At 67.1% G+C, this 25,165-nt stretch carries 23 protein-coding genes; 5 read left to right on the top strand and 18 right to left on the bottom strand.

Features of this window, described 5'->3' with window-relative positions; genetic code table 11:
• Positions 1-19: 19 nt before the first annotated feature.
• Complete coding sequence (gene mscL, locus AVJ23_RS02605; protein ID WP_058860571.1) at positions 20-442, bottom strand: large conductance mechanosensitive channel protein MscL; 423 nt, start codon at positions 440-442, stop codon at positions 20-22.
• Positions 443-580: 138 nt separating this feature from the next.
• Here mscL and AVJ23_RS02600 point away from each other — a divergent pair, with 138 nt between their 5' ends.
• On the top strand, positions 581-1,279 hold the full coding sequence (locus AVJ23_RS02600) for a glutathione S-transferase family protein (RefSeq protein WP_058860570.1): 699 nt from the start codon (positions 581-583) through the stop codon (positions 1,277-1,279).
• A gap of 14 nt (positions 1,280-1,293) precedes the next feature.
• On the opposite strand, the gene AVJ23_RS02595 is transcribed toward AVJ23_RS02600, so the two are convergent.
• The 7 genes from AVJ23_RS02595 to AVJ23_RS02565 all read right to left on the bottom strand — a co-directional run bounded on the left by AVJ23_RS02595 (position 1,294) and on the right by AVJ23_RS02565 (position 10,072).
• The gene (locus tag AVJ23_RS02595) at positions 1,294-1,743 is read right to left on the bottom strand and encodes a YtoQ family protein (RefSeq protein WP_058860569.1); all 450 of its coding nucleotides are present in this window, start codon (positions 1,741-1,743) and stop codon (positions 1,294-1,296) included.
• Between the two features lie 150 nt (positions 1,744-1,893).
• Positions 1,894-4,395: a GcvT family protein gene (locus AVJ23_RS02590; RefSeq protein ID WP_058860568.1), complete on the bottom strand. Its 2,502-nt coding sequence runs from the start codon at positions 4,393-4,395 to the stop codon at positions 1,894-1,896.
• A gap of 98 nt (positions 4,396-4,493) precedes the next feature.
• A complete protein-coding gene (gene ccoS, locus AVJ23_RS02585; protein ID WP_058860567.1) occupies positions 4,494-4,652 on the bottom strand; it encodes a cbb3-type cytochrome oxidase assembly protein CcoS in 159 nt (52 codons plus the stop codon).
• Between the two features lie 46 nt (positions 4,653-4,698).
• Positions 4,699-6,888, bottom strand: coding sequence for a heavy metal translocating P-type ATPase (locus tag AVJ23_RS02580; RefSeq protein ID WP_058860566.1), 2,190 nt, complete (start codon positions 6,886-6,888; stop codon positions 4,699-4,701).
• A gap of 52 nt (positions 6,889-6,940) precedes the next feature.
• Entirely contained in the window at positions 6,941-7,408 is a 468-nt protein-coding gene (locus AVJ23_RS02575; RefSeq protein WP_058860565.1) for a FixH family protein, read from the bottom strand.
• Positions 7,408-8,985, bottom strand: coding sequence for a cytochrome c oxidase accessory protein CcoG (gene ccoG / locus AVJ23_RS02570; RefSeq protein ID WP_058860564.1), 1,578 nt, complete (start codon positions 8,983-8,985; stop codon positions 7,408-7,410). Before ccoG ends, AVJ23_RS02575 begins: the two co-directional genes overlap by 1 nt.
• A gap of 142 nt (positions 8,986-9,127) precedes the next feature.
• Positions 9,128-10,072: a LysR family transcriptional regulator gene (locus AVJ23_RS02565; RefSeq protein ID WP_084794237.1), complete on the bottom strand. Its 945-nt coding sequence runs from the start codon at positions 10,070-10,072 to the stop codon at positions 9,128-9,130.
• Between the two features lie 101 nt (positions 10,073-10,173).
• Here AVJ23_RS02565 and AVJ23_RS23445 point away from each other — a divergent pair, with 101 nt between their 5' ends.
• On the top strand, positions 10,174-10,308 hold the full coding sequence (locus AVJ23_RS23445) for a hypothetical protein (protein WP_276203202.1): 135 nt from the start codon (positions 10,174-10,176) through the stop codon (positions 10,306-10,308).
• Between the two features lie 455 nt (positions 10,309-10,763).
• On the opposite strand, the gene ccoP is transcribed toward AVJ23_RS23445, so the two are convergent.
• From ccoP to ccoN, 4 genes are read right to left on the bottom strand one after another with little or no spacing between them, the layout of a single operon-like run.
• The gene (ccoP, locus tag AVJ23_RS02560) at positions 10,764-11,669 is read right to left on the bottom strand and encodes a cytochrome-c oxidase, cbb3-type subunit III (RefSeq protein WP_058860563.1); all 906 of its coding nucleotides are present in this window, start codon (positions 11,667-11,669) and stop codon (positions 10,764-10,766) included.
• Complete coding sequence (locus tag AVJ23_RS02555) at positions 11,666-11,875, bottom strand: CcoQ/FixQ family Cbb3-type cytochrome c oxidase assembly chaperone (protein ID WP_058860562.1); 210 nt, start codon at positions 11,873-11,875, stop codon at positions 11,666-11,668. The genes ccoP and AVJ23_RS02555 overlap by 4 nt, the downstream gene beginning before the upstream one ends.
• A gap of 14 nt (positions 11,876-11,889) precedes the next feature.
• On the bottom strand, positions 11,890-12,618 hold the full coding sequence (gene ccoO, locus AVJ23_RS02550) for a cytochrome-c oxidase, cbb3-type subunit II (RefSeq protein ID WP_058860561.1): 729 nt from the start codon (positions 12,616-12,618) through the stop codon (positions 11,890-11,892).
• Positions 12,619-12,629: 11 nt separating this feature from the next.
• Positions 12,630-14,243, bottom strand: coding sequence for a cytochrome-c oxidase, cbb3-type subunit I (gene ccoN, locus AVJ23_RS02545; RefSeq protein ID WP_058860560.1), 1,614 nt, complete (start codon positions 14,241-14,243; stop codon positions 12,630-12,632).
• A 193-nt stretch (positions 14,244-14,436) separates the two neighbouring features.
• Here ccoN and AVJ23_RS02540 point away from each other — a divergent pair, with 193 nt between their 5' ends.
• Positions 14,437-15,276, top strand: coding sequence for a universal stress protein (locus AVJ23_RS02540; RefSeq protein WP_058860559.1), 840 nt, complete (start codon positions 14,437-14,439; stop codon positions 15,274-15,276).
• A 44-nt stretch (positions 15,277-15,320) separates the two neighbouring features.
• Here AVJ23_RS02540 and AVJ23_RS02535 read toward each other — a convergent pair whose 3' ends face one another.
• Both AVJ23_RS02535 and fnrL read right to left on the bottom strand, forming a co-directional pair.
• Complete coding sequence (locus AVJ23_RS02535; RefSeq protein WP_240484495.1) at positions 15,321-16,235, bottom strand: PhzF family phenazine biosynthesis protein; 915 nt, start codon at positions 16,233-16,235, stop codon at positions 15,321-15,323.
• Positions 16,228-16,974, bottom strand: a complete 747-nt coding sequence (fnrL, locus tag AVJ23_RS02530) for a transcriptional regulator FnrL (RefSeq protein WP_058860557.1) — start codon at positions 16,972-16,974, stop codon at positions 16,228-16,230. Before fnrL ends, AVJ23_RS02535 begins: the two co-directional genes overlap by 8 nt.
• Before the next feature lie 65 nt (positions 16,975-17,039).
• Here fnrL and hemN point away from each other — a divergent pair, with 65 nt between their 5' ends.
• Together hemN and AVJ23_RS02520 are read left to right on the top strand one after the other, a co-directional pair.
• Positions 17,040-18,395, top strand: a complete 1,356-nt coding sequence (gene hemN, locus AVJ23_RS02525) for an oxygen-independent coproporphyrinogen III oxidase (RefSeq protein ID WP_058860556.1) — start codon at positions 17,040-17,042, stop codon at positions 18,393-18,395.
• Positions 18,396-18,752: 357 nt separating this feature from the next.
• A complete protein-coding gene (locus AVJ23_RS02520; RefSeq protein ID WP_084794235.1) occupies positions 18,753-19,154 on the top strand; it encodes a DUF3303 domain-containing protein in 402 nt (133 codons plus the stop codon).
• Between the two features lie 127 nt (positions 19,155-19,281).
• On the opposite strand, the gene AVJ23_RS02515 is transcribed toward AVJ23_RS02520, so the two are convergent.
• The 4 genes from AVJ23_RS02515 to AVJ23_RS02500 are packed head-to-tail and all read right to left on the bottom strand — an operon-like array spanning position 19,282 to position 25,101.
• Positions 19,282-20,871 carry an ABC transporter ATP-binding protein gene (locus tag AVJ23_RS02515; protein ID WP_058860555.1) on the bottom strand — a complete coding sequence of 530 codons (1,590 nt, stop codon included), beginning with the start codon at positions 20,869-20,871 and terminating at the stop codon, positions 19,282-19,284.
• Positions 20,868-22,019 (bottom strand): ABC transporter permease, encoded by a 1,152-nt coding sequence (locus tag AVJ23_RS02510; RefSeq protein WP_058860803.1) that lies wholly within the window; start codon positions 22,017-22,019, stop codon positions 20,868-20,870. Before AVJ23_RS02510 ends, AVJ23_RS02515 begins: the two co-directional genes overlap by 4 nt.
• Positions 22,020-22,061: 42 nt before the next feature.
• The gene (locus AVJ23_RS02505) at positions 22,062-23,150 is read right to left on the bottom strand and encodes a microcin C ABC transporter permease YejB (RefSeq protein ID WP_058860554.1); all 1,089 of its coding nucleotides are present in this window, start codon (positions 23,148-23,150) and stop codon (positions 22,062-22,064) included.
• A gap of 10 nt (positions 23,151-23,160) precedes the next feature.
• A complete protein-coding gene (locus AVJ23_RS02500) occupies positions 23,161-25,101 on the bottom strand; it encodes an extracellular solute-binding protein (RefSeq protein ID WP_084794231.1) in 1,941 nt (646 codons plus the stop codon).
• Between the last annotated feature and the right edge of the window lie 64 nt (positions 25,102-25,165).

The following is a 25,165-nucleotide window of genomic DNA, read 5'->3' as shown; positions in this document are numbered from 1 at the left end:
CCGCCCGCCCGGCGGGGGCTCAGCGCTTCAGCGCGTCGCGGATCTCCAGCAGCACGTCCAGCTCGGACGGCCCGGTCTCGACCTCGGGGGCGACATCGTCGGGCGCCTCGGCGGCGGCCTTGATGCGGTTCACCATCTTGACCAGCAGGAAGACCACAAAGGCGATGATGAAGAAATTGATGACCGCCATCAGGAAGTTGCCGATGGCAAAGACCGGCGCGCCGGCCTCCTGCGCGGCCGAAAGCGAGGCATAGCTCTCGCCGTTCAGTGCGTAAAACCAGCCCGAGAAGTCGATCCCGCCGGTGAACAGCGCGATGACCGGGTTGATCAGGTCGGCCACCAGCGAAGAGACGATGGCCGTGAAGGCCGCGCCCACGATGATGCCGACCGCCATGTCCATGACATTGCCCTTGGCGATGAAGTCCCTGAATTCCTGTACCATCCGTTCCGTCCCCTTGTGCGCGTGACCCCTGCATGGCGCCACATCCCGGCTGCGCCATCGCACAGAGGCGAGGCCTGTGACATCGGGAAACCGTGCATAGCTTTCCCCCGAACGCGACACAGGACAGCCGAGGACATCATGACAGACCTGACAGACCATCCGATCACCCGCCGCTGGGCGCCGCGACATCCCGACCGGATCCAGCTCTATTCCTTCCCCACGCCCAACGGGGTCAAGATCTCGATCGCGCTGGAAGAGATGGGCCTGCCTTACGAGGCGCATCGCGTCACCCTGTCGGATGCCGACGTCAAGAGCGACGCCTTCCTCAGCCTGAACCCCAACAACAAGATCCCCGCAATCATCGATCCCGACGGGCCCGGGGGCGAGCCACTGCCGCTCTTCGAATCGGGCGCGATCCTCGTCTACCTGGCCGAGAAATCCGGGCAGCTGATCGGGACGGACGCGGCCGAGCGCGCCCAGATCCTGCAATGGCTGATGTTCCAGATGGGCGGGGTCGGCCCGATGTTCGGTCAGCTGGGCTATTTCACCAAGCTGGGCGGCAAGGAGATCGAGGATCCCCGCCCGCGCACCCGCTACATCAACGAGGCGCGGCGCCTGCTGGGCGTGATCGAGAAACAGCTGGACGGGCGCGACTGGATCATGGGCGACTACTCCATCGCCGATATCGCGTTGGCGCCCTGGCTGCGCGCATTGGACTTCTACGGCGTGCGCGACACCGTGGGCTGGGCCGAGCATCCCCGCACCGTGGCCTATCTCGACCGGTTCCTCGCCCGGCCGGCCGTGCAGGCCGGGCTGAACGTGCCGCCGCGCGACTGAAGCAGCCGGTCCCGTCAGCCGGGCAGGGCGCCGGTCAGCACGTAGCGCAGGATCTGCACCACCTGCTCGGGGGTGCGCGCCATGGCCAGCGCCGCGGCGTCCACCTCCTTCAGCGCGTGGTCATGCTCGGGCTGCTGCAGGATGACCAGCGACTTGCCCAAGGCGGCGGCATAGCCCGCGTCGAAGGCCGCGTTCCACTGCTTGTATTTCTCGCCGAAGCGCACCACCACCACATCGGCATCCGCGATCCCCTTGCGGGTGCGGATCGCGTTGACCATCGCGCCCTTGTGGTCATGCCAGTACTTGTCGCTCTCGGCGCCCAGGATCGTCACCCCGCAATCGTCGCTGGCCCCGTGATCGGTGACCGGCCCGGTGAAGGTCACGTCGAGCCCCTGCGCCCCCTCGATGATCTGCTCGCGCCAGTCGGTGTGGATCTCGCCGGAAAGATAGACGTTCAGCCCCATGTGCTCGCTCCTTGTGGCTTGGCGGCGCGCCGTCCGCGCCGGCTGCGCGCAACCTAAGCCCATGTGCGGCGATGGCAACGCCCGGGGCCTGTCTTTCATCTTTCGGCAAATACTCCGGGGAGCGCGAGGGGCTGGCCCCTCGCAGTCCCCTCAACCATCCTTGCGGATCGTCTCGTTGCCGGGATCATAGGGGCTGTCGCAGGTGATGCGCGCATCCCAGAGCGCGTCCAGCATCTTCACCTTCAGCCGCGTGCCCTCCACCGCCAGCTCCGGGCGGACATAGCCCATGCCGATGGACTGGCCGAAGGCGACCGAGTAGCCGCCCGAGGTCAGCCGGCCGACGCGCTCGCCCTCCGGCGTGTAGAGCGCCTCGCGACCCCAGGGATCGGCATCCGCGGGCCCGTCGATCAGCAGCGTGACGCATTTCACCCGTACGCCGGTCGCCTCCATCGCCGCCTTGCCATGGAACGCCTTGGACAGGTCGACGAAGCGGGGCAGGTCGGCCTCGAGCGGCGTCGCGTCGCGGCCCAGCTCGTTGCCGAAGGCGCGATAGCTCTTCTCCTGGCGCAGCCAGTTCTGCGCCCGCGCGCCGACCGGCTTCAGCCCGTGCGCCGCGCCCGCCTGCATCAGCAGGTCCCACAGATAGGTCTGCATCTCGATCGGGTGGTGCAGTTCCCAGCCCAGCTCGCCGGTATAGGCGACGCGCACGGCGGTGACCGGGCACATGCCCAGCTCGATCCGGCGCGTCGACAGCCAGGGGAAGCGCTTGTTCGACAGCGCCGTGTCGGGATCGGCATCCCGGATCACCGCGCGCAGTACGTCGCGCGATTTCGGCCCGGCGATGGCAAAGACACCGTGGCGCGTGGTCCAGTCCTCGACGGTGATGCGGCCGAACTCGGCCTCCCTGTCCTCGACCGCCTTTCTCAGGAAATCCTGGTCATAGGCCTGCCATGCCCCGGAGGAGATCAGCATGAACCGGTCCTCGGCTTCGCGCAGGATGGTGTATTCCGTGCGCGTCGTGCCCGCGCCGGTCAGCGCGTAGGTCAGGTTGATCCGGCCCACCTTGGGCAGCCTGTTGCAGGTGAACCAGTCGAGGAACCCCGCCGCGCCCGGCCCGTGCACCAGCGTCTTGGCAAAGGCGGTGGCGTCGATCAGGCCGACGCCCTCGCGGATCGCCTTGGCCTCTTCGACCGCATATTGCCACCAGCCGCCGCGGCGGAAGCTGCGCGCGTCGTGGTCGAAGCTCTCGGGCGCGTCCACCGGGCCATAGTAGTTCGGCCGTTCCCAGCCGTTCACCTGCCCGAATTGCGCCCCCAGCGCCTTCTGCCGGTCATAGGCCGGCGCGGTGCGCAGGGGCCGGGCCGCGGGGCGTTCCTCGTCGGGGTGGTGCAGGATGTAGACATGCTCATACGCCTCCTCGTTCTTGCGAACGGCGTATTCGGTGGTCATCCACGAGCCGTAGCGGCGCGGGTCGAGGCTAGCCATGTCGATCTCGGCCTCGCCCTCGACCATCATCTGCGCAAGGTAATGCCCGGCCCCGCCAGCGGCGGTGATGCCGAAGGAGAAGCCCTCGGCCAGCCACATGTTGCGCAGGCCCGGTGCGGGGCCCAGCAGCGGGTTGCCATCGGGCGTGTAGCAGATCGGGCCGTTATAGTCGTCCTTCAGCCCCGCCGTCTCGGAAGACGGGATGCGGTGGATCATCGACATGTATTCTTCCTCGATCCGGTCGAGATCGAGCGGGAAGAGATCGGCGCGGAAACTGTCGGGCACGCCGTACTGGAACCGCGCCGGCGCATTGCGTTCGTAAGGCCCGAGGATCCAGCCGCCGCGCTCCTCGCGCACATACCACTTGGCATCGGCATCGCGCAGCACCGGGTGCTGGTCGTTGGTCTTGCGCCACTCGACCAGCGCGGGGTCGGGTTCGGTCACGATATACTGGTGCTCGACCGGGATGGCGGGGATCTTGATGCCCAGAAGCTGCGCGGTGCGCTGCGCGTGGTTGCCCGTGGCTGTGACGACATGTTCGGCGGTGATCGTCGCGGTCTCGTCTCCGGGGACGAGGTTGCCGCCGCGCTCGACCATCTTCGTGACGCTGACCTGCCAGTCCGAGCCGGTCCAGCGATAGCCGTCCACCTGCCACTTGCGCTCGATCGTGACGCCGCGCTGCCGGGCGCCCTTGGCCATGGCCATGGTGACATCGGCGGGATTGATGTAGCCGTCGGTTGGGTGATAGATCGCGCCCTTCAGGTCGTCGGTGCGCACCAGCGGCCAGCGTTCCTTGATCTGGGCGGGCGTCATCCATTCGTAAGGCACGCCGCAGGTTTCGGCCGTCGAGGCATAAAGCCGGTATTCGTCCATGCGCGCCTCGGTCTGGGCCATGCGCAGGTTGCCCACCACGAAGAAGCCGGCATTCAGCCCCGTATCCTCCTCCAGCGTCTTGTAATACTTGATGGAATAGTCGTGGATATGGGTCGTCGCGTAGGACATGTTGAAATAGGGCAGAAGCCCCGCCGCATGCCAAGTCGAGCCGCTGGTCAGCTCGTCGCGTTCCAGCAGCATGACATCGGCCCAGCCCGCGCGGGCGAGGTGATAGGCGATCGAGGTGCCGACGGCGCCACCGCCGACGACCAGGGCTTTGACATGCGTCTTCATGGACCGACTCCCGGATATACTGGGACAGTCCTACCGCGTCGGGCCCGGGCGCGCCGCTTGCGCCCGACGCGTTGCGGTCGGAAAACGACCCGCGACGATCAGGGTTTCGGGTGGTCGTCGTATTCGCCGGACAGGATGCGCCGGGCGTCGCCCTCGGGGTCGTCATACTGGTTCGAGCGCAGGGTGAAGACGAAGAAGGCAAGGCCCAGCCCGCCCAGCACCAGCGAGATCGGGATGAGGTAGGTCAACACGTTCATGGCGGCCTCCGGGGGCTGTTCCGTCTCGGGCGCGGGCCCGCGTCACTCAGCGCAGGCGCAGCGCGTTCAGCGACACGGTAATCGAACTGGCCGACATGGCCAATGCGGCAATCAGCGGCGAGCAGAGCCCCGCCACCGCCAGCGGCACGGCGATGACGTTGTACCAGGTCGCGATGGTGAAATTCTCGCGGATGCGGCGGGTGGCCTTGGTCGCGGTGGTCAGCGCCTGCGGGATCGGCGCCAGCGAGCGGCCCAGCAGCACGATGTCCGAGGCCACGCGCGCCGCGTCCAGCGCCGATGCCGGCGAGATCGAGGCATGTGCCGCGGTCAGGGCGGCGGTGTCGTTCAGCCCGTCGCCCACCATCAGCACGTGCCGGCCTTCGGCGGTCAGCGCCTCGATCCGGGCGACCTTGTCCTGCGGCAGCGCCTCGGCCATCCAGTGCGGGATGTCCAGCCGGCGGGCGAGGGTCTCGACCGCCGCGGTGGTGTCGCCCGACAGCAGGATGACGCGGTGCCCGGCCGATTTCAGCGCGGCCACGGTCTCGGCCGCGCCCTCGCGCAGCCGGTCGGTGAACAGGAAGGCCTGCGCCGGCCCGTCCGTGCCCACCCGCAGCCAGGCGGCGGTGCTTTCGGTCGCCTGCCCGCCGGTCCAGGTCGCGCGGCCCAGCCGCACTTGCCGGCCCTGCCAGGTGGCCTGCGTGCCGTGGCCGGGCACCTCTTCCAGATCCTCCAGGTCGGCGGGCGTGATGCCGGCGGCCTGTGCCGCGCTTGTCAGCGCCTGCGACAGCGGGTGCGATGATCCCTGCGCCAGCGCCAGCGCGATCTGCAGGTCGCGGCGCGTGAAATCGTCGAGATTGGTCAGCTCGGGCGTGCCGGCGGTCAGCGTGCCGGTCTTGTCGAAGACCACCGTGTCGATCTGGGCCAGCCGCTCCAGCGCGGTGGCGTCCTTGATCAGCAGCCCGCGCTTGAAGAGCCGCCCGCTGGCCGCCGTGGTCACCGCCGGCACGGCCAGCCCCAGTGCGCAGGGGCAGGTGATGATCAGCACCGCGGCGGCGATGTTCAGCGCCACGCGCAGATCGCCCGACCAGGCCAGCCAACCGAGGAAGGCCAGCGCCGAGAGGATATGCACGCCCGGCGCATAGAGCTTGGCCGCGCGGTCGGCCAGCGAGGTATAGCGCGAGCGGCCCGACTCGGCGATTGCCACCAGGTCGGCCATGCGCGCCAGCGAGGTGTCGCGGCCCACGGCGCTGGCGCGGATGGTCAGCGGGCCCGTCAGGTTGACCTCGCCCGCGCTGACCGGCCGGCCGGGCGCGGCATAGACCGGCAGCGTCTCGCCGGTCAGCAGCGAGCGGTCGAGCTCGGAGGTGCCCTCGGTGATCTCGCCATCGACGGGCATCCGCCCGCCGGGGCGCACGCGCACAAGGTCGCCCACGCGCAGCTCGGCCACGGGCACCTGTTCCTCGCCCTCCGCGCCGATGCGCCAGGCGCGCGGCACCTCCAGCGCGGCGAGTTCCTCGGCGGCCGAGCGCGCCACGGCGCGGGTGCGGTGATCGAGATAGCGCCCTGTCAGCAGAAAGAATGTCAGCGCAATGGCGGCATCGAAATAGGCATGCTCGCCCGAGAGCGACGTCTCCCACAGCGAGGTGACCAGCGCCAGCAGGATGGCCAGGCTGATCGGCACGTCCATGTTCAGCGTTCGGGCCTTCAGCGCGGTCCAGGCGTTGCGGAAGAAGGGCTGGGCCGAGAAGGCCACGGCCGGCAGCACGATCAGCGCCGAGATCCAGTGGAACAGGTCGCGGGTCTGCCCCTCGGCCCCGGACCAGACGGCGATCGACAGCAGCATGACGTTCATCGACGCAAAGCCGGCCACGGCCAGCCGCATCAGCAGGTCGCGACCGGCGCGGTCCGTGGCGGTGGCGGCGATGGCGGAGGCGTCCAGTTCATGCGCCTCGTAGCCCGCCGCCTCGACCACCGGGATCAGGTCGGCGGCGGCCATGTCGGGCGCGGCCTCGATGTTCACCCGTTTCTGCGTCAGGTTGACCCGCGCAGCCGTCACGCCGGGGGCGGCATGCAGCGCACGTTCCACCGCGGCCATGCAGGCGGCGCAGTGAATGGTGGGCAGCGACAGGACGATATGCGCCTCCTCCGGGGCCGGCCGCGCGGCAAGCGCCTGGGCGGCGGGGGCGGCGGAACAGGCGGGGCAGGCAGAGGCGGGCGGGCGAAGGGTCGCGGTCATCGAAGCTCTCGGAGGGATCGTGGCGCGCGGGGGCAGGCCCCCCGCGGCCGGCTCAGTTCTTGACGTGGAACACGACGCGCTGTTCGAAGGGCGTGCCATCCTCGGCCCGCGCGGTCATGCGGATGTTCCAGTTGCCGGGGGCCAGGCTTTCGCGCGCCACGTAGGCGCGGCCGTCAAAGCGGAAATCCGGGCTGCGGTCATCCTTGACATGGGTCGGCCGGCCCAGCACGGCGTCCAGGTCTTCGACCTCGACGGCGCGGCCCTGGTCGTCGCGGATCTCGAGGATCAGCAGCCCGCCGGTCAGCCGGGCCGAGACATCCCATCCCAGCGCCTCCTGCGCCGCGCGGCGGTCGTCGAAGGTCTGGCTGGCGACATAGGAATTGTCGGTCTCGACCCCGGGGAAGGTGCGCACCGCGTTCACCGCCAGCGCGACATTCACGCTGATGATGATCGCGAAGGCGCCGCCGAAGATCCCGAGCGCGTGCCAGCCCGTCAGTTTGAATTCCTTGGCTTTGGACATCAGTTCACTCTGCCGTTGAAGATCGTGTCGTTATGGGCCCGGTCGCCATTGGTTAGGTCCTCGACCCAGAAGCGGAAGGGCGTGCGCTCGCTCTCGGCCGGGGCCGAGTTTGGCGGCGCGATGACGTAGACGCGCTGCAGGTAGGTCTCGTTCGCGGGCACGTCCACCGTCTCGTAGGGCGTGCCTTCCAGCTGCACTCGCAGGGTCGGATCGCCGCGCAGCGTGATGCGGAAGGGGCGGTCCTCGCCATGCTTGTTCAGCAGTCGCACGTCATAGGTGTTGCGCACCGAGCCGTCAGACAGCGTGACGAAGGTCGGGTTGCGCACCGGCGCCACGGTCATCTCGATATCGGGGCGGATGAACAGCGCGAAGATCAGCCCGATCCCCACCAGCGACCACAGCCCGGTATAGAGCATGGTGCGCAGGCGGAAGACATGGTGCCAGACCGGGCGGGGCGGGTTGCCGTCGCGCTCGCGCGGCTCGTCCGAGAGCGCGAGGTAGTCGATCAGCCCGCGCGGCTTGCCCAGCTTGGCCATCACGTCGTCGCAGGCGTCGATGCACAGCGCGCAGGTGATGCATTCCAGCTGCTGGCCGTCGCGGATGTCGATCCCCATGGGGCAGACATTGACGCAGGCCATGCAGTCGATGCAGTCGCCGGGCCCATCCTGGAAGGCGGCGGGTTCCACCGGGGCGGCGGCGGCCTTGGCCTCGATGCCGGGATAGGGGGTGGGGGCGTAGCGCGCCTCGCCGATCCCCTTGTCGCGCCCGCCGGCCTGGCTGGCGGCCTCGGCGGCCATGGCCTCGGCCGTCTTTTTGCGGCGCACATTGCCCTTGCCGCGCGGCTCGCCGCGCCAGACGCGGTAGCCCACGGTCAGCGTGTCCTCGTCCATCATGGCGGCCTGGATGCGCGGCCAGGGGCAGGCATAGATGCAGATCTGCTCGCGCGCGAAGCCGCCGAAGAAGAAGGTGGTCAGCGTCAGGATCAGCATGGTGGTGTAGGCCACCGGATGGGCCTGCCCGGTCACCAGATCCACCAGCAGAGTGGGCGCGTCGGCGAAGTAGAACACCCAGGCGCCGCCCGTGGCCAGCCCGATCAGGAACCAGGCCGCCCATTTGGTGACGCGCAGCCGCGCCTTGCGGAAATCCATCTTCTTCTGGCGGTGCAGGCGCAGGCGGGCATTGCGGTCGCCCTCGATCCAGCGCTCGACGAGGATGAAGAGATCGGTCCAGACGGTCTGTGGGCAGGCATAGCCGCACCAGACCCGGCCCAGTGCCGAGGTGAACAGGAACAGCCCCAGCCCGGCCATGATCAGCAGGCCCGCGACAAAGTAGAACTCGTGCGGCCAGATCTCGATCCAGAAGAAGAAGAAGCGCCGGTTGGCGAGGTCGATCAGCACCGCCTGGTCGGGCAGTTGCGGACCGCGGTCCCAGCGCAGCCAGGGCGTGATGTAGTAGATCCCCAGCGTGACGATCATGATGATCCACTTGAGGTTGCGGAACTTGCCGCTGACCCGGCGCGGGAAGATCGGCTCGCGCGCGGCGTAGAGGGAGGGGGCCGGGGAATTGCTGTCGGACACGGGGGAATCGCTCCGTTGCTGGCGTTCTGTTGGCGGCCCTTGTCACAGGCGGCGCGGTCCGCCTCTTTGACCTGTATCAATTTCTGACTCTGCGAGATAGGTTTTGCGCCGCTTTGCGGCGGCGGGTCGCAGGCCGTGCCGCCTAGCGCGCGGGCCGCGGTGGCGGCCGACGGGGCCGGGTGCGGCGGGGCAGGGCGGCGGGCTGCGGGGCGGCGGGGCGACGGGCCTCGCGCCGGATCCAGCGCAGGAAGGCCTTGAGCGGCGGGCGCGGCATGCCGGGGCGGGTGACAAGGTAGTAGCCCTTCTTCTGGGTATCCTCGAAGAGCACACGCAGCCGCCCGGCGCGCACGTCCTCCTCGACGAAGACACCGGCCACGATGGCGACGCCCTGGCCGTTGCGCGCCGCCTCCAGCATCAGGTTGCCCGGCAGCGAGGTATAGCCCAGCCCCGCGTCGCGGTGCACGTCGTGGCGGGCGAACCATGTGCTGGCCTCGGTGGTGCCCAGCTCCTGCAGCCAGTGATAGTCGCGCAGCTGCGCCGGCGAGGTGATCTCGCTTTCCCCCACGAGGCTGGGCGCGGCGACGACCGAGATCGGCGAGCGCACCAGCAGCTCGGACTCGAGCCCCGCCCAGTCGCCCGAGCCGTAGCGCAGCGCCACATCGATTCCGCCCGGCTCCAGCGCCTGCAGGCGCGAGCTGGGATCGATGGTCAGGCTGATCTCGGGATGGGCCTCGCGGAAGCTGGCCAGCCGCGGCATCAGCCAGGCGGCGGCGAAGGTGGGCGTGGCCGAGATCTGCAGCGGGCGCTCGGCATCGGCGCCGGTCAGCGCCTCGATCGTCACGGCCATGGTGCCGAACCCGTCCAGCGCGGCGCGGGCCAGGGTCTCGCCCTCGGCGGTCAGCCGCAGGCCGCGCCCGCTCCGGTCCAGCAGCGCGAGGCCCAGGTGGGTCTCCAGCGCGCGCATCTGCTGGCTGATGGCAGCGTGGCTTACATTGAGCGCGGCCCCGGCCTCGGCCACCGATCCGGTCTCGGCGAAGGCTGCAAAGGCGCGCAGGGCGGAAAGCGGGGGAAGGCTGGTCCAATCCATGTGTAAGCCTGCCTTACATGCCAAACATATTCCTGAGTGGCATCATTCGTCGGTTTGCGTCAAGAGGACCACCTGTCAGCCCAGTGCCGAAGGAGGCCCAGATGTTCGGAATATTTGCCAAGAGCTTCATGACCGCGACCCGCATCGAGGATCGCCCCCAGCGCGGGGCCGAAAGCCGTGACCTGCCGCGCCTGCGGACGCCCGAGGGCACCCGCCCGATGCGCCGCGGCGCCTGATCGAGCGGATCGCTCTGCGCCCCGGTCCCGTGCCGTGCGGCAGGGGGCGCGTCGCTTGAGATGAAGATGAAAAATGCGCCGGTGCCCCAGGAAACGCGCGAACAGGACAGGGCACCGGCGCCATACGCCCCGGCCCATCGGGCGGGGGTGTCTCGGGCCGGGGGAACTGCCCCGACCGTCGAGCTTGATGATGCACCGTTCCACGACCGCCGTGTTTGACCTGCATCAATTCATGCGCTGAAATCTGCGATTTTCGGAATATTATTTCCCGTGCATCTTCTGGCGCGGGCGGGAAAGCCGCTTCGAAGCGGCTTTCTTCAAGCGGTTTCGAAACCGCTTGGGGAACGCGTTTGCAAACGCGTTCCTGCAAGGCCCTTCGAAGGGCCTTGCCCGCATGAAAAACGGCGCGAGGGAAGCCCCCGCGCCGTGTGTCTTTTCCAACACGATCCGCCGGATCACTGCTCGGAGGCTTCTCCCCCGCCCAGCCCGTGCACATAGGTGGCCACGGCGCGGACCTCGGCCTCGGACAGGCGGTTCTGCCAGGGCGGCATCACGCCGTAGCGCGAGTTCCAGACCGTCTCGTAGATGGCCTCGTAATCGCCACCATAGAGCCAGATCGCGTCGGTCAGGTTCGGCGCGCCCTGGAAGCGGTCGCCCTGGCCGTCCTCGCCATGGCAGGCGGCGCAGTTGTACTCGAACACCTCGGCGCCGGCCTCGGCCGCGGCCGCGTCCTGCGGGGTCTGACCGGACATCTGCATCACGTAGTTGACGACCTGCACCACCTCTTCCTCGGGGAGGATCTCGTCGGCGCCGAAGGCCGGCATCTCGGAGTAGCGCGCGTCGGGATCGTCCTCGTTACGGATGCCGTGGCTGATCGTCTCGTGGATCGCCTCGATCGAGCCGCCCCAGAGCCAGTCATCGTCCAGCAGGTTGGGATAGCCCGGCGCCCAGCCCGGCTGGCTTGAGCCCGCCGCGCCCGAGCCGTGGCACTGCGCGCACCAGCTGCGGTAGACCGCCGCGCCGGCATTGGTGGCGTAGTTCAGCAGCTCGTCATCCTCGCTGATCGAGGCCAGCTCGACCTCGGCCAGGCGCTGGTTGATGCCGGAATTGGCCTCGTCCACGCGGGCGATCTCCTCGGCGACCTGGCCGCGGGTGGAGAAGCCCAGCACGCCGGCCGTGGCCGAGGTGATGCCCGGCCAGGCCGGGTAGGCGATCGTGTAGCCGATGGCCCAGACGATCGTGGCGTAGAAGGTCCACAGCCACCACTTGGGCAGCGGCTTGTTGTATTCCTGGATGCCGTCCCATTCATGGCCGGTCGTCTCGTAGTCGAGATCGTCGTCGTCTTTCTTGTGGTCGCTCATTTCCGCGCCTCCTCATCCTGGGCGGGGGCGTCCGTGTCGTCGGGCGCCGGTTTGTCTTCGTGCCGGAAGGGGATGTTGGCCGTGTCCTCGTGGGTCTTGCGGCTGCCCGGGCGCAGGGCCCAGGCAATGATGCCCACGAAGAAGACGAACATGGCCACCAGTCCCCAGCTGTCGGCGAGCTGGCGAAGGAAGGTATATTCTTCCACGTCTCCTCCGGTCGTCAGCGGCTGGCGTCGGGCGTGAAGGTCGAGAAGTCGACCAGCGTGCCCAGCATCTGCAGATAGGCGATCAGCGCATCTGCCTCGGAAACGCCCGGCTGCCCGTCGAAGTTGCGCACGTTGACATTGTCGCCGTAGCGCTCGAACAGCCCGTCATAGTCGCTGTCCGGATCGGCCTGGTTGGCGAAGTCGCGCCGCGCCTGGTCGATCATCTCCTCGGTATAGGGCACGCCGACCATGCGGTTGGTGGCCATCAGCTCTCCGATATGCTCGCCGTCGATCAGCTTGGCCTCGAGGAAGCCGTATTTCGGCATGACCGATTCCGGCACCACCGATTGCGGATCGCGCAGGTGGTCCACGTGCCACTCATCCGAGTAGCGCCCGCCGACGCGCGCCAGGTCCGGCCCGGTGCGCTTGGAGCCCCACTGGAACGGGTGGTCGTACTTGGATTCCACCGCAAGGCTGTAATGGCCGTAGCGCTCGACCTCGTCGCGCATGGGGCGGATCATCTGGCTGTGGCAGACATAGCAGCCCTCGCGCAGGTAGATCTCGCGCCCGGCCAGTTCCAGCGGCGTGTAGGGGCGCATGCCTTCCACGTCCTCGATCGTGTTCTCGAGGTAGAAGAGCGGCACGATCTGCACCAGCCCGCCGATGGTGACCACGAGGAAAGAGAAGATGGCCAGCAGGGTGACGTTCTTCTCGAGGATCTTGTGCTTGTTGAGAATGCTCATGACCCGTCTCCTTATTCGGCCGGGGTGGCATGGGCCGCGGCGGCGCGGGCCTCGACCGCGGGCGCACGCCGGACGGTCATCCACAGGTTGTAGCACATGATCACGCCACCGGCGACGTAGAGGATGCCCCCCGTTGCGCGGACCACATACATCGGGAACTTGGCGGCCACGGTGTCGGCGAAGCTGTTCACGAGGAAGCCGTTCGCATCGACCTCACGCCACATCAGGCCTTCCATGATGCCGGTCACCCACATGGAGGCGGCGTAGAAGACGATGCCGATCGTGGCGAGCCAGAAGTGCCAGGACACCATCGAGAGCGAGTAGAGGCGCTCGCGGTTCCACAGCTTGGGCACCAGGTAATAGAGCGCGCCGAAGGTGATCATGCCGTTCCAGCCAAGCGCGCCGGAATGGACGTGACCGATGGTCCAGTCGGTGTAGTGCGACAGCGAGTTGACTGCGCGGATCGACATCATCGGGCCCTCGAAGGTCGACATGCCGTAGAAGCCCACCGAGATCACCATCATGCGGATCACCGGGTCGGTGCGCAACTTGTCCCAGGCGCCCGAGAGCGTCATCAGCCCGTTGATCATGCCACCCCAGGACGGCATCCACAGCACGACCGAGAAGACCATGCCCAGCGTCGAGGCCCAGTCGGGCAGCGCGGTGTAGTGCAGGTGGTGCGGGCCGGCCCAGATATAGATGAAGATCAGCGCCCAGAAGTGGATGATCGACAGCTTGTAGCTGAAGACGGGGCGTTCGGCCTGCTTGGGGATGAAGTAGTACATCATGCCCAGGAAACCGGCGGTCAGGAAGAAGCCCACCGCGTTATGGCCGTACCACCACTGGGTCATGGCATCCTGCACGCCCGAGAAGACCTGCACCGACTTGGAGCCCCAGATCGAGACCGGGATGGCGAGGTTGTTGAACACGTGCAGCATGGCGACGGTCAGGATGAAGGACAGGTAGAACCAGTTGGCCACGTAGATGTGCGGCTCTTTCCGCTTGACCAGGGTGCCCACGAAGACGGCCAGGTAGGCGACCCAGACCACGGTCAGCAGCCAGTCGGTGTACCATTCCGGCTCGGCATATTCCTTGGCATGGGTGGCGCCCAGCACATAGCCGGTCGCGGCCAGCACGATCACCAGCTGGTAGCCCCAGAACACGTACCACGCCAGGTTGCCGCCCCAGAGCCGCGCGGCCGAGGTGCGCTGGACCACGTAGAACGAGGTGGCCAGCAGCGCGTTGCCGCCGAAGGCGAAGATCACGGCGCTGGTGTGCAGCGGGCGCAGGCGGCCGAAATTCATGTAGCCCTGGGCCCATTCGAAATTCAGACCCGGAAAGGCCAGCTGCCAGGCGATGAAGGTGCCGGCGATGAAGCCGATCACGCCCCAGAACGCCGTGGCGATCACGCCGTAGCGGATCACGCCGTCCATGTACTCGTTCTGCGGCGGCGGCGCGGGGGCCGGTTCATCCGTGTTGCGGAGGACCCATACGAACAGGCCTGCCGAGACCAGCAGGATGATGATCGCATGGACGAGGTAAGCCACATCCCGTGCATTGTTGGCCGCGACCATCGCGAAGATCGCGATGAGGCCAAGCACGATGAGCTTGAGATAATTCAACATTGTTCGTCCCTTCGTCTGACCGACACGATTCGATGCCCGTGCGGGCTGTTCTTAGACTGGCACGTCTTTGACCGCATCGCATGAACCTGACCTTGATCTGCATCAATGGATCGCAGGCTGGCAATTGACGCGGGTCAAGGTGCGACCATCCGCATCACGCTAGCGTGGGGAAAATGAACGACTGGAGGATCTCATGGCCTACAAGACTGTCCTGACGGTGTGCACCGATGCCGCGCTGGTCGACAGCACGCTCGACCATGCCGGCACGCTGGCCGCTGCCTATGACGCGCATCTGGACGTGCTGTGCTTTGGCGTCGACCGGACCCAGACCGGCTATTACTATGCCGGGGCCAATGCCATGGTGTTGCAGGAGACGCTGTCCCGCGCCAACTCCGAGGCCGAGGCGCTGGCCGACGCGGCGCGCAAGCGGCTGGGCCGGCTGGACTGCCGCGCCTCGGTCGAGCACGGGGTGGCGCAGCTGGCCGATATCGGCCGGCACGTGGCGGCGCGGGCGCGGTTCTCGGACATGGTGGTGCTGCCCAAGCCCTATGGCGACGGCCACGGGATCGAGCTGGAACCGGTGCTGGAAGGCGCGCTGTTCGAGGGGCGCGTGCCGGTGCTGGTGGTGCCCGATGACGTGACCCCGCCGGCCAGCCCCCGGCGCATCGTGATCGGCTGGAACGAAAGCAACGAGGCGCTGCGCGCGGTGCGTGACGCGCTGCCCCTGCTGGCGGGCGCCGAGACGGTGCATGTCGCGGTGATCGACCCGCCGCAGCACGGGCCCAACCGCTCGGACCCGGGCGGGGCGGTGTCGCAATTCCTGGCCCGCCACGGGGTCAAGGCCGAGATCGACGTGCTGTCCAAGACCATGCCGCGCGTCTCGGACGTGATGCTGCGCCACGTGGCGGATGTGAATGCCGACATGGTGGTGATGGGCGCCTATGGCCATTCGCGCTTCCGCGAGGCGATTTTGGGCGGGGCCACCCGCAACATGCTGGAACAGTCCGGGGTGTCCGTCTTCATGTCCCACTAGCGGGCCGGAAAACCGGTCACCCGGTGCAGAGGGGGCGGGGTCGCTCAGCGAGGGGGCAGGGCGACCCGGCCTTCGCCGACGGGCACGGCGCTGCCGGAGACCCGAACCTCTGCCAATGCGCCGTTCTCGACCCGGATCTCGAGACCGATCCGGGACGGGCGGCCCATCTCGACCCCTTGGTGCAGGGTCAATTGCGACCGGCCGTCGCCCAGAACCCCGCAGGCGCGCAGCTGGGCGGCGAGGATCGCCGAGGCAGAGCCGGTCGCCGGATCCTCCGGCACACCGCCATCGGGCGCGAACATGCGCGCGCGGTAATCGCACGCGCCGCCCGGCGCGTAGAGATAGGCGCCCTCCATCCCGGACATCTGCATTGCTTCGTCCCATGCGGGCCGATGCGGCTGCGACGCCGCCAGCGCATCGAGATCGCACACCGGAATGTACAGGAAGCCGGGACCGCCCCGCCAGATCCCGGCGCGATGTGTACCAAAGCCGATCTGCGCGGCTGTCAAACCGACGGCCGCGGCCAGCAGGTCATCCCCGGGAACGCGGCCCGTGCCGGGCGCGTGGGGCAGAACGGGCGCGGTGAAACACGCGTCGATCTGCCCGGCCCGGCGCGACACGTCGACCGGCACCAGGCCGGCCTGTTCCTCGAGCACGATCCGCGTCTCGAAATCGCCCTCGGGTGCGGATTTCAGGGCCAGCCAGATCGCGCAGCCGATCGTGGGATGGCCGGCGAAGGGGATCTCGTCAGTCGGGAAGAAGATCCGCACCTTGGCGCTGTGCGCGGCATCCTCGGGCGACTGCACGAAGATCGTCTCGGACAGGTTGAATTCGCGCGCAAGGGTCTGCATCTGCGCCGTGCTCAGCCCGTCCGCATCCTCGACGATGGCGAGGGGATTGCCGGCAAACCGCGTCTGCGTGAACACGTCCCAAGTCTGGAACGGCCGCGTCTCAGGCAAGAATGCCCCCGTCCGCATCGTCGCCCGCCTCGTCCATAAGGCGGGCCATGTCGGGGATCGTCACGTGCCGCTTGCCTTCCAGCTGGATCACGCCGTCCTTCTTCAGCGCCGACATCTGGCGGCTGACCGTCTCGAGCGTCAGGCCAAGGTAATCGGCCATCGCCTCGCGCGTCAGCGGCAGGTCGAAGACCAGCGCGCCCTCCAGCTTGCCTGTCTTCAGCGTCGCGTCGCGCCGGGCGATGATCGACAGCAGCGAGGCGATCTTCTCGCGCGCGGTCTTGCGCCCCAGCACCAGCATCCATTCGCGTGCCGCGTCCAGCTCGTCCAGCGTCATCTCGAGCAGGCGCTGCGCGATATGCGGGGTGCGCACCATCATCTCCTCGAACGGGGTCTTGCGGAAGCAGCACATCACCAGGTCGGTCGTGGCCACCACGTCATAGGCGGCGGTGCTGCGGCCGGGGCGGCCGACGAAATCCGACGGCAGCAGCAGGCCCACCATCTGGGTGCGCCCGTCCTCCATCGTCTGGGTCAGCGAGGCGATGCCCGAGACGACCGAGCCCACGAAATCCATCCGGTCGCCCGACCAGATCACCGTCTGGCCGGCCTCGAACTTGCGGTAATACTTGATCTCTTCGAGGCGCTCCAGCTCATCGGTCTCGCAACGGGCGCAGACCGCGCGATGGCGGATCGGGCAATCGGCGCAATCCGGCGCCGTCGCAAGGCTCTTGTCGTTCAGCATGCTGGATGCCCTTTTGTTGATCTGCATCAAGGCCCGGCCCCGTGTCGCGACATAATCCTATCCACATGACACGCCGAACTCAACTCGACCGCCTTGGCCTTTTCGACGCGAAAGTGCCCCGCTACACATCCTATCCCACCGCGCCGCATTTCGCAGGCGATGTGGGCCCGCGCGGATTCGCCGAGTGGATCGAGGCACTCCCTGAAGATGGCCATATATCGCTTTATTTGCATGTCCCATTTTGCCGCAGGCTGTGCTGGTTCTGCGCCTGTCGCACGCAGGGCACATCGACGCTGGCCCCGGTCGAGGCCTATGTCTCGGTGCTGGAACAGGAGCTGGCGCTTCTGCGCGCGCATCTGCCGCGCGGGGTCCGGCTGTCTCGGCTGCACTGGGGCGGGGGCACGCCGACCCTGCTGAGCCCGGCGCTGATGGCACGGCTGATCGAAGCGATCCGAGGCACGGCCGAGCTGGCCGAGGGGGCCGAGTTCTCGGTCGAGATCGACCCCAACGAGATCGACGCCGAACGGCTGGACGTGCTGGTCGACGGCGGCATGAACCGCGCCTCGATCGGGGTGCAGGATTTCGACCCGCAGATCCAGGAGACGATCGGCCGGCCGCAGGGCTATGACGTGACGCGCCACGCGGTGGAGCTGATCCGCGACCGTGACGTGGCCAGCCTGAACGCCGACATCCTCTTTGGCCTGCCGCACCAGACCCGCGCGCGGATCACCGAGACGGTGCAGAAACTGCTGAGCTTCGCGCCCGACCGCGTCGCGCTCTATGGCTATGCGCATGTGCCGTGGATGGCCAAGCGGCAGCAGCTGATCCCGTCGGACGCGCTGCCCACCCCGGCCGAGCGGCTGGAGCTGTTCGAGACCGCGCGCCGGCTGTTCCTCTGGGACGGCTACCGCGAGATCGGCATCGACCATTTCGCCGTACCCGATGACGGGCTGGCCGTGGCGCAGCGCACCGGCAAGCTGCGGCGCAATTTCCAGGGCTACACCGATGACACCTCGGATGCGCTGATCGGGATCGGTGCCTCGTCGATCTCGCGCTTCCCGCAAGGCTACGCGCAGAACGCGCCGGGCACCTCGGCCCATGTCGCCGCGATCCGCGAGGGGCGCTTCTCGACCGCGCGCGGCCATGTCTTCAAGGGCGAGGATCTGCTGCGCGGCCGGCTGATCGAGGCAGTGATGTGCGATTTCCGCATCGACGCCGCCGAGATCCTGCGCGATCACGCCATCACGCGGCCGGCGCTCTACGCGCTGTTCGAGGCCGCCAACGCCCAGTTCGAGGGCCTGTTGGAGATCACCGAGGACGGGCTCTTCGTCCCGCCCGAAGCCCGCCCCCTGACCCGCCTCATCGCCCGCGCCTTCGACGCCTATGACCTGAGCAAGGCCGGGCATTCCTCGGCGATCTGAAGGGCGTGCGCCGCGCTTCACGAAGGCCAAAGCGCGAGGCTGACGCGAGTGCAGCTACGCATGACACCAGGGTCCGACGGGTCCGGAGTGATGGTGAGTTGGCGGTGTACTTTCTGGTTTTGAGCTTGAGCCGGTTTGCCGTCTGAGGCTTTGGTTTGCCAAGCTCAAACACGGGCACCGGTTGCGACCTTGCCGGAGTCGTGCCGCACCGCCTTTCACAGCGCTCAAGGCGACACCAATCGAAGCGTCTTCTGAAAAGACTCGATCGGTCTGGCGCGTCCACGTCAGTCTCGGGATCATGCACACCCTGCTCAGGGGCGTGTTTTTTGAAAGGACGTTTGAACAGGAGACAAGTACATGAAAGCGCTTTGCATTGCATTGGTCGTCGCACTGGGCCTTGCCGCGCCTGGTTTGGCACAACAAGAAGACCAAGCGTCATCCGGACAGAAATACGTTGTCACATGGACGGATCGTCCGGTTGGCTCCTACCAGGAATATGAAGCGGCTCAGGAGCGCATCCTGCAACTGTTCCAAGCCTACCAAGTGCCTGAAACACTCGACATCCAGCAATTCGTCGTCCGTGTCGGCGAGTATGGCGGCTACATGGTCGTCCAGACCGACGATCTGGAAGCGATGCACGAGTTCTTTTCGGTGTTCGGCACTTTCCGGTTCAAGGTGGAGCCGGTGCTGGACGTGATGGATGCCGTCAACGCCGAAGTTGGCGCGATCGGGTTCCGCAAGCAGGTGGACGCGCAATAAGCCACTCGCCCACGGACATATGATCCGGACCCACAGGCGCAGGTTCATATCGCTCAACGCATTGCGTGTGGTTCGGGCTCGGAAGGTCACGTGGTGCGGGCCGGCGGTTGCAATCCCGGCTCGCCCCTCACGCCACGTTCAGCGCCGCGTCCAGCAATTGCCGGGTGTAGTCGGTCTGCGGGGCGTCGAAGACCTCTTCGGCGGTGCCGTATTCCACCACGTCGCCCTGTTTCATCACGATGACCTTGTGGGACATGGCCCGGACCACCTTCAGGTCGTGGCTGATGAACAGGTAGGCGAGGTCGTATTTGCGCTGCAGCTTGCGCAGCAGGTCGACGATCTGCACCTGCACGGTCATGTCCAGCGCCGAGGTCGGCTCGTCCAGCACCACCAGCCGCGGGCGAAGCACCATGGCGCGGGCGATGGCGATGCGCTGGCGCTGCCCGCCCGAGAACTCGTGCGGATAGCGGTGCATCGTGGCCGGGTCCAGCCCGACCTCCTGCATCACCGTGGTGACCGCCTCGTGATGGGACAGCCCGTCGGGCGAGCCGTGCACCTCCAGCCCCTCGGCGATGATCTGCTCGCAGGTCATGCGTGGCGAGAGCGAGCCGAACGGGTCCTGGAAGACGATCTGCATCTCGGAGCGCAGGCGGCGCAGCTCGCGCGTGGACCATTCGCGCACGTCCTGCCCGCGATAGGTGATCGCGCCCTCGGACTGGATCAGCCGCATGATGGCCAGCGCCAGCGTCGTCTTGCCGGACCCGCTTTCGCCCACGATGCCCACCGTCTCGCCGGCGCGCACGGCGATGGTGGCATCGTTCACCGCCTTGACATAGCCCACCGTGCGCTTGAGCAGGCCACGCTGGATCGGGAACCAGATGCGCAGGTTGTCGGTGCGCGCGATCTCGGGCGCGTCGGGGTTCACCGGCTCGGGCGTGCCGGTGCTTTCGGCCGACAGAAGCTTGCGGGTGTAGGGGTGCTGGGGGTCGTCGAAAATGCGCGCAACCTCGCCCTGTTCGACGATCTCGCCATCCTTCATCACGCAGACCCGGTCGGCGATCTTGCGCACGATGCCCAGGTCATGGGTGATGAAGAGCAGCGACATGTCCTCGGCCGCCTTGAGATCGGCCAGCAGCTGCAGGATCTGCGCCTGGATCGTCACGTCGAGCGCGGTGGTGGGCTCGTCCGCGATCAAGAGGTCGGGGCCGTTGGCCAGCGCCATGGCGATCATCACGCGCTGGCGCTGCCCGCCCGAGAGCTGGTGCGGATAGGCGCCCAGCCGGCTTTCGGGATCGCGGATTCCGACCTTGTCCAGCAGCTCGACGATGCGGGCGCGGGCGGCCTCGCCCGACAGGCCCTGGTGCAGCGCAAGGCTTTCCGAGATCTGCTTTTCCAGCTTGTGCAGCGGGTTGAGCGAAGTCATCGGTTCCTGGAAGATGAACGAGATGTCGTTGCCGCGCACCTGCCGCAGCCGCGCATCCGAGGCGCCGATCATCTCCTGCCCGTCATAGAGGACCGAGCCCTCGACCCCCGCGGAATCGCCCAGCAGCGACACGGTGGACAGGGCGGTGACCGACTTGCCGGACCCGGATTCGCCCACCAGCGCGACGGTCTCGCCGCGGCGGATGTCGAAGGACACGCCCTTGACGGCCTGCGTGGTCGCCCCGTCCTGCGTGAACGAGACTTTCAGATCTCGGACTTGAAGAATGGCGCTCAATTGAAGGTCTTTCTGGGATCGAAGGCATCGCGCACGCCTTCGAAGATGAAGACGAGCAGGGACAGCATGATGGCGAAGACGGTGAAGGCGGTGAAGGCCAGCCAGGGCGCCTGCAGGTTCTGCTTGGCCTGCAATGTCAGCTCGCCCAGCGAGGGGGCCGAGGAGGGCAGGCCGAAGCCGAGGAAGTCGAGCCCCGCCAGCGTCGAGATCGTGCCGGTGACGATGAAGGGCAGGAAGGTCACGGTTGCCACCATCGCGTTGGGCAGCATGTGGCGGAACATGATGGTCATGTTCGACACGCCAAGCGCCTTGGCCGCGCGCACATATTCGAGGTTGCGGGCGCGCAGGAACTCCGCCCGCACCACGCCCACCAGCGCCGTCCAGCCGAACAGGATGGTCAGCAGCACCAGCAACCAAAAACTTCGCCCGAGGATCGCGAAGAGGATGATGATGATGTAGAGCGAGGGGGTCGCGCCCCAGATCTCGATCACCCGCTGGAAGATCAGGTCCAGCCAGCCGCCGAAATAGCCCTGCAGCGCGCCGGCCACGATGCCGATGATCGAGGCGCAGAAGGTCACGATCAGGGTGAACAGGATCGACAGGCGGAAGCCGTAGATCACCCGCGCCAGCACGTCGCGCTTGGTGTCGTCGGTGCCCAGCCAGTTCTGCGCATTGGGCGGCAGCGGTGCCGCGCCCGGGCGCTCGACCGGGGTGGTGTAGCTGTAGGGAATGGGCGGCCATAGCGTCCAGCCCTTGTAGAACTCGCCGCCCAGGTCCTCGCCCGCGTCGACCCGCTCGACCAGCCCCTCGGGGTCGTCGAAACAGGCATCCAGCCCGCCGGTGCGGATCAGGCATTTCACCTCGGGGTCGCGATAGGGCGCCTCGGTCCGGAAATCCCCGCCGAACTCGGTCTCGGGGTAGAACTGGAAGATCGGCATGTAATATTCGCCGCGATACTGCACGAGGATCGGCTTTTCATTGGCGAGGAACTCGGCGAACAGCGACAGCCCGAACAGGAAGGCGAAGATCCACAGCGACCACAGCGCGCGGCGGTTGCGCTTGAAGTTGCGCCAGCGCCGCTTGTTGAGCGGCGACAGCTCGAACCGGCCGCGGCGGCGCGGCGGCGGGGCCACGGGCTTGCCCGGCATGGGTTCGGGCGTGACGGGCGGATTGGGATTGGCGACCATGGCTCAGCCCTCCCGCTTTTCGAAGTCGATGCGCGGATCGACCATCACGTACATCAGGTCCGATATGATGTTCATCACCAACCCGATCAGGCCGAAGATGAACAGCGTGCCGAAGATCACCGGGTAGTCCCGCGCCACGGCCGCCTCGAAGCCCAGCCGGCCCAGCCCGTCGAGCGAGAAGATCGTCTCGATGATGATCGAGCCCGAGAAGAACACGCCGATGAACACGCCCGGCAGGCCGGCGATCACGATCAGCATGGCATTGCGGAAGACATGGCCATAGAGCACGCCGCGCTCGGCCAGGCCCTTGGCGCGGGCGGTCATCACATATTGCTTCTTGATCTCGTCGAGAAAGCTGTTCTTGGTCAGCAGCGTCAGCGTGGCAAAGGCCGAGATGGTCGAGGCAACCACCGGCAGCGTGATGTGCCAGAAGTAGTCGCCGATCTTGGCGAAGAAACCCAGTTCCTCCCAGTTGTCCGAGACCAGCCCGCGGATCGGGAAGATCTGGTAGTAGGAGCCGCCGGCGAACAGCACCAGCAGCAGGATGGCGAAGAGGAAGCCCGGGATGGCATAGGCCACGATGATCACGCCCGAGGTCCATGTGTCGAAGGCGGTGTCGTCGCGCACCGCCTTGGCGATGCCCAGCGGAATCGAGATCAGGTAGGCGATCAGCGTCGACCACAGCCCGAGGCTGATCGAGACCGGCATCTTCTCTGCAACGAGGTCGATGACCGAGATCGAGCGGAAATAGCTCTCGCCGAAATCGAGCCGCATGTAGTTCCACATCATGTCGAGGAAGCGTTCCAGCGGCGGCTTGTCGAAGCCGAACTGGCGTTCCAGCTCTTCGATGAACTCGGGCGGCAGGCCGCGGGCGCCGGCATACTCGCTGTCGCCGGCCCCCACGCCCTCGTCCAGTTGCGGCCCGCCATCGCCGGCAAAGCCGCCGAACACGTCCCCCTGGCCCTCGATCTGGGCGATGATCTGTTCGATCGGGCCGCCCGGCACGAATTGCACGAGGACGAAGTTGATGACCATGATCCCCAGAAGGGTGGGGATGATCAGCAACAGCCGTCGAAGAATATACGCTCCCATGTCCGCCCTGTCAGTCCAGGTGGCCGGCCGCCTTCAGCGCGGCCTCTTTCTCGGGGTTGACCCACCAGAAGCTGAGATAGCCCAGGTCGTAAGGGGGCAGCTCCTCGGGGTGCTCGTACATGTCGAAATAGGCCACCCAGTGATCGGCGATATAGCCGGTGGGGATCACGAAGAACTCGTGCCGCAGCGCGCGGTCCAGCGCGGTCAGCGCCACGTCGGTCTCTTCCTGGCTGTCGGCCACGAAGGAGGCCTCGAGGATCTCGTCCACCAGCGGGCTGGCCAGCCCGGCGGGGTTGAACAGGCTGAACTCGGCCTCGCGCGAGCCGTACATCTGCGTCAGACCACCCCCGGTGGACAGGAAGGCGCCGTAGCGGGTGGAGTACAGGATGTCATAGTCGCGGTCGCGGCGGCGCAGCGTGTATTGCGACGGGTCGACCCGCTCGAACGTGGCGTCGACGCCGATCTGCTGGAGGTTCTGCACGAAGGTCTCGTGCATCGCCTCGACCGAGGGCTGGATGTTCGACGGGATCAGCAGGTTTACGCTCAGCGTCTCGCCGGCGTCGTTGCGGCGGATGCCGTCATCGCCGACCTCCCAGCCGGCCTCGGACAGAAGGCGCGAGGCGCTGCGCAGGTTGCGCCGGTCAGCCAGCCGGTCGCCATCCGAGGCGTGCATGACGCGCACCGGCTCGGTCAGCAGCTCTTCGGGGACCACGTCGCCCAGCGATTGCAGGAACTCCAGCTCGGCGCCGGTGGGCACGTCGGTCGCCTCGACATGGGTGCCCTCGACGAAGGAGGAGCGCGGCGAGTAGAGTCCGAACAGCAGCGACTCGTTGGTCCATTCGAAGTTGAAGGCCAGCGCGATCGCCTCGCGCACGCGCTTGTCCTGCAGCTGTTCCTTGCCGAGGTTGAAGACGAAGCCGGTCGGGTTGGGCGGGCTGCCATCGGGGATTTCCTCAGTGACGATCACGCCTTCCTGCACCTTGGGGAAGTCATAGGCCGAGGCCCATTGCTTGGGGTCCGTCTCGACCTTGAACGTGTATTCCCCCGCCTTGAACGCCTCGAACGAGGCGGTCTGGTCGGCGAAATATTCCAGCCGGATCGTGTCGTAATTGTTGCGCCCGACATTGAAGGGCACGTCTTCGCCCCAGTAATCGTCGCGCCGCGAATAGACGATGCGTCGGTTCACGTCATAGCTGTCGAGCCGGTACGGGCCCGACCCGGGTGGCACCTCCATGCGCGGCTCGTCGAGGCGGCGGTTCTCGGGATCCTCCTCGAACCACGCCTTCTTGAAGACCGGGGTGGAGCCCACCGTCTCGATCCGCGAGCGCTTGGACAGCTCGGGGTTGAAGGTGAACTTGACGCGGTGCTCGTCCAGCGCCTCGGCGCCGGTGACCATCTCGCCCACGGCCTGCGCGTAGGAGGGCAGGCCCTGCGTGATGAAGAGCCGGTGCGAATAGACCACGTCCTCGGCCGTGACGGGGGTGCCGTCCCAGAAGGTCGCCTCGGGGCGCAGGTTGAAGATCACCCAGTCGCGGCTTTCGGGATATTCGAGGCTTTCGCAAAGGATGCAGTAATACTGGCCGACGCTGTCCTCGACGGATTCGAAGAGCTGGTCGTATTGCAGCGTGGTCAGCGCCCCGGCGCGGCCCTTGCGCGAATAGGGATTCAGGCTGTCGAAAGTGCCGGTGGCCGAGAGGACCAACTCGCCGCCCTTGGGCGCGTCCGGGTTGACGAAGTCGAAATGGGCGTAGTCCTCGGGGTAGTCGAGATTGCCGAAATAGGAATAGCCATGCGCCTTGATGATCGTCTCGTCCCCGTCCTGCGCAAAGGCCTGCACGGCCAGCAGCGCCACGCCGAGCGCCAGCGCGCCGGTGGCGTAGGGGCGAAGATCGGGACGGTGGCGCGCCTTTGTCCTGGCGCGGGATTCGGTGCGGTGGGGTCGGATCGTCATCTGCTACTCCCTGGGGGCTGCCCTGCGGCGGCAGGCCTGCTGCACGTTATTTTTCTTGAAAATA

Source organism: Pseudoponticoccus marisrubri (assembly GCF_001482405.1).
GTDB lineage: Bacteria > Pseudomonadota > Alphaproteobacteria > Rhodobacterales > Rhodobacteraceae > Pseudoponticoccus > Pseudoponticoccus marisrubri.
This window is presented reverse-complemented; position numbering and strand designations above follow the sequence as displayed.